Raw genomic sequence first — 4,425 nt, 5'->3', positions numbered from 1 at the left:
CAAAATGCGACCTAATTTACCATGCTACCGCCACTTATCATGAACTTTGATAATTAGAAATCTATCATATAAATCTTTTTAATCAGATTGTTAGTTGAATAAAAACTGCGTCAGACTTCACATTAGACGACTTTATGCAACTTAGTTTGTTGACTAAACCAAAAACAACAATACTGTATATAAAAACAGGCAATTTTGTTGGGAAAATATGAAATCACAATTTATTTTAAGCATTAAAGAGTATATGCAAGCGCGACACTATGCAAAGAAAACTATAGAGGCATATTTGCACTGGATAACACGATTCATCTACTTCAATAACAAAACACATCCAATGAGAATGGGTAGTAAAGAAGTTGAGATGTTTTTAACTGACTTAGCTGTTAATGGGAAAGTAGCCGCGAAAACACAAGCGTTAGCGCTTAACTCTCTCCATTTTCTGTACCGTGAAATCATTAAAGAACCGCTATCAATTAGCATGAATTTCAAGAAATCTCAACTTGCTCAGAAATTACCAGTAGTGATGACAAGAACTGAAATTAAGCGGTTTTTAGAACATATTGAGCCACGATATCAATTGCAAATTATGCTCTTATACGGATCAGGGCTGCGGCTGATGGAATGTGTCAGACTCCGAATACAGGATATTGATTTAGATTATGGTGCGGTTCGGGTATGGCAAGGAAAAGGAGGAAAAAACCGCACCGTCACACTTGCTAAGGAGCTTTATCCACAACTAGCTGAGCAACAAGCATTAGCTAAGCGTTACTATGATAAAGATATGCAAACCAAAGGTTATGGAGGAGTCTGGTTACCCAATGCGTTGCGAGAAAAATATCCTTCAGCTCCTTATGAGTTTAATTGGCACTACTTGTTCCCATCTAATTTACTTACCTTAGATGAGAATAGTGGGTTGAAACGAAGGCACCATATTAATGAGTCGGCATTGCAGCGAGCAGTTCGGAAAACCGCTCATGATGCTGAGATACAAAAGTCAGTTTCATGCCATACGCTAAGGCATAGCTTTGCGACACACTTGCTAGAAGCGGGAGCGGACATCAGAACAGTACAAGAACAATTAGGGCATAGTGATGTAAAAACAACTCAGATTTACACTCACGTACTGGATAGAGGCGCCAGCGGTGTATTAAGCCCACTGTCGCGCTTATAAATAAGCGCAATAAAAAAGGAGAGCATACTTGCCCTCCTTTTCTTTAAACCTTCACTGCTAAATTAAAGAGCAGTTTTTGCTTTTTCAACAAGCACTGCAAATGCAGCTTTGTCGAATACCGCGATATCAGCAAGGATCTTACGATCGATCTCAATAGATGCTTTCTTAAGACCGTTAATGAAACGGCTGTAAGATAGACCATTTTGACGAGATGCTGCGTTAATACGCGCAATCCATAGCTGACGGAACTGACGCTTTTTAGTGCGACGGTCACGGTAAGCGTATTGACCAGCTTTGGTTACAGCTTGGAAAGCTACGCGGTAAACACGTGAACGTGCTCCGTAGTAACCTTTAGCTTGTTTTAGAACTTTCTTATGACGTGCACGAGCTTGTACACCACGTTTTACGCGAGGCATTATGCTTCTCCTAAACTAAACGATAAATAAACTAAAAAGAATTAAGCGTATGGCAACATGCGCATAACACCAGCCACTTCACATTTTGGAAGGATTGAGTTAGGGCGTAGTTGACGCTTGTTCTTAGTAGTACGCTTAGTCAGGATATGACGTTTTGTAGCGTGCTTAAATTTAATACCGCCAGCAGTTTTCTTAAAACGCTTAGCTGCACCTTTGTTGGTTTTCATCTTAGGCATGATGAATAACTCCGCATTGTAGTAGTTTAAATAACATGTAATTAGGGCGAATAACGCCCCACCGTCTTTCAACGGCGAGGTCTCATTACTTGTAAGCCGTTAATTACTTCTTTTTAGGGGCAAGCATCATGATCATCTGGCGTGCTTCAATTCGACTCGGGAAAGACTCAACTACTGCAATTTCAGCAGTATCCTCTTTCAAACGATGAAGAACATCGACACCGATGTCTTGGTGCGCCATCTCACGGCCACGGAAGCGAATAGTAACTTTCACTTTGTTGCCTTCTTCTAGGAAACGGGTCAGGTTGCGTAGTTTTACCTGATAGTCTCCAATATCAGTCCCAGGACGGAATTTAATTTCCTTAATCTGGATCTGTTTTTGCTTCTTCTTCTGCTCTTTAGCAGTCTTGCTCTTTTCAAAGAGGAACTTGCCATAGTCCATCACACGACAAACTGGTGGCTCGGCGTTAGGGCTGATCTCTACAAGATCCATACCAGCTTCTACAGCAGCTTCTAATGCTTCGTTGATTGATACAACACCAACGGATTCACCATCTGCGCCAGTTAAACGAACTTCACGAACGCCACGAATTTCACCGTTTAAACGGTGCTGGTTTGGTTTGGCCGGCTGTTGGCCACGTCTTCCGCCTTTAATAGTTTATTCCTCCAGATTGAGCTTACGGCTAGAAACTTCGGCTTGGATATACGCAATAAAGTCATCCAATTTAAATTTACCTAAGTCCTTGCCCCTGCGGGTACGTACTGCGATCTCTCCGGCTTCCATCTCTTGGTCACCACAAACAAGCATATACGGTACACGCTTTAAAGTGTGTTCGCGGATTTTAAAGCCAATCTTCTCATTTCTCAAGTCTGCTTTGGCTCTAATTCCACATTTTTGTAGTTTTTGTGCTACTTCCTGAGCGTAAACTGACTGTTTATCAGTAATGTTCATAATTACCGCTTGTTCCGGCGCTAACCACGTAGGGAAGAAACCTGCATACTCTTCGATAAGAATACCGATAAAGCGCTCAAGTGAACCCAAAATTGCACGGTGAATCATAACCGGAACAAGACGCTCGTTACTTTCGCCAACATATGTCGCGCCTAAACGAGCTGGTAAATTGAAATCCAGCTGCACTGTACCACATTGCCACGCACGATCTAAGCAATCATGCAAAGTAAATTCAATTTTAGGGCCGTAGAATGCGCCTTCACCTTCTTGAATTTCAAATGGGATATCCATTGCCTGCAGTGAAAGCTTTAATGCTTCTTCCGATTTATCCCAAATTTCATCACTACCAACACGTTTTTCTGGGCGTGTAGACAGTTTAACAACGATGTTATCAAAACCGAACGTCGTGTAGGTGTCGTAGACCATCTTGATACAAGATGTCACTTCTTGTTGAATTTGATCTTCGGTACAGAAAATATGGGCGTCATCTTGAGTAAAGCCACGAACACGCATAATACCATGTAATGAACCTGATGGTTCATTGCGGTGGCAAGATCCAAACTCAGCCATACGCAATGGCAGATCACGGTATGATTTCAAACCTTGATTAAATATTTGAACGTGGCCTGGGCAGTTCATCGGTTTAATTGCATATTCACGATTTTCAGATGACGTCGTGAACATGGCATCCGCATATTTATCCCAGTGACCAGAACGCTCCCATAGAACTCGGTCCATCATTAATGGACCTTTTACTTCTTGGTAATCGTACTCACTGAGTTTTTGGCGAATGAACACTTCAAGATCACGGAATATAGACCAACCGTTATGGTGCCAGAATACCATCCCTGGAGCTTCTTGCTGCATATGGAATAGATCGAGCTGCTTACCAATTTTACGATGATCACGTTTAGCCGCTTCTTCTAAACGCGTTAAATGGGCTTGAAGTGCTTTCTTGTCATGGAATGCCGTACCATAGATGCGCTGTAGCATCTTGTTATCACTGTTACCACGCCAGTACGCGCCAGCAATGCTAAGCAGGGTAAAGTGTTGGCAGAAGCTCATGTTAGGTACGTGAGGGCCACGACACATGTCAATGTATTCTTCATGATGGTATAGACCCGGTCTGTCATCACGAGCCACGTTCTGATCCAAGATTTCCATCTTGTATGTTTCACCGCGAGCCTCAAAAGCATCACGGGCTTCCTGCCAACTGACTTTCTTTTTGACAACTTGATATTTTGTCTTGGCAAGCTCTTTCATGCGCTTTTCGATTTGCTCTAAATCATCTTGCGTGAGTGATTGCTCAAGATCGATATCATAGTAGAAGCCGCTGTCGATCGTCGGACCAATCGCCATTTTGGCTTGTGGATAAAGTTGCTTTAATGCATGGCCAAGTAAGTGCGCACAAGAGTGGCGTACGATCTCTAAACCATCAACTTCATCTTTTGTCGTTATAATTTCAAGGCTAGCATCATTTTCGATAAGATCGCACGCATCGACGCGCACACCATCGACACGGCCTGCGATCGTTGCTTTTGCAAGACCAGGGCCGATAGAAGCTGCAACTTCCATTGTCGATACAGGGTGTTCAAAATGACGTTGACTGCCGTCAGGAAGAGTAATAATAGGCATGTATAATCCTTACAG

5 protein-coding genes are annotated in these 4,425 nt (G+C 42.5%); 1 reads left to right on the top strand and 4 read right to left on the bottom strand.

What is annotated here, in order from left to right:
* The first annotated feature begins 208 nt into the window (after positions 1-208).
* Entirely contained in the window at positions 209-1,171 is a 963-nt protein-coding gene (locus AACQ17_RS06680; RefSeq protein WP_017043784.1) for an integron integrase, read from the top strand.
* A 62-nt stretch (positions 1,172-1,233) separates the two neighbouring features.
* On the opposite strand, the gene rplT is transcribed toward AACQ17_RS06680, so the two are convergent.
* The 4 genes from rplT to thrS form a co-directional block, all read right to left on the bottom strand.
* Positions 1,234-1,587, bottom strand: coding sequence for a 50S ribosomal protein L20 (gene rplT, locus AACQ17_RS06675; protein ID WP_010319590.1), 354 nt, complete (start codon positions 1,585-1,587; stop codon positions 1,234-1,236).
* Positions 1,588-1,628: 41 nt separating this feature from the next.
* Complete coding sequence (rpmI, locus tag AACQ17_RS06670) at positions 1,629-1,823, bottom strand: 50S ribosomal protein L35 (protein WP_010319591.1); 195 nt, start codon at positions 1,821-1,823, stop codon at positions 1,629-1,631.
* Positions 1,824-1,926: 103 nt separating this feature from the next.
* Positions 1,927-2,478, bottom strand: coding sequence for a translation initiation factor IF-3 (infC, locus tag AACQ17_RS06665; RefSeq protein ID WP_080569453.1), 552 nt, complete (start codon positions 2,476-2,478; stop codon positions 1,927-1,929).
* A gap of 3 nt (positions 2,479-2,481) precedes the next feature.
* On the bottom strand, positions 2,482-4,410 hold the full coding sequence (gene thrS, locus AACQ17_RS06660) for a threonine--tRNA ligase (protein WP_010319593.1): 1,929 nt from the start codon (positions 4,408-4,410) through the stop codon (positions 2,482-2,484).
* Positions 4,411-4,425: the final 15 nt, after the last annotated feature.

It is taken from the genome of Vibrio sp. V10_P2A27P122 (assembly GCF_963874335.1).
GTDB classification, from domain to species: Bacteria; Pseudomonadota; Gammaproteobacteria; order Enterobacterales; family Vibrionaceae; genus Vibrio; species Vibrio anguillarum.
The sequence above is the reverse complement of the archived record's forward strand: the minus strand, read 5'-3'. Positions and strand labels throughout refer to the sequence as shown.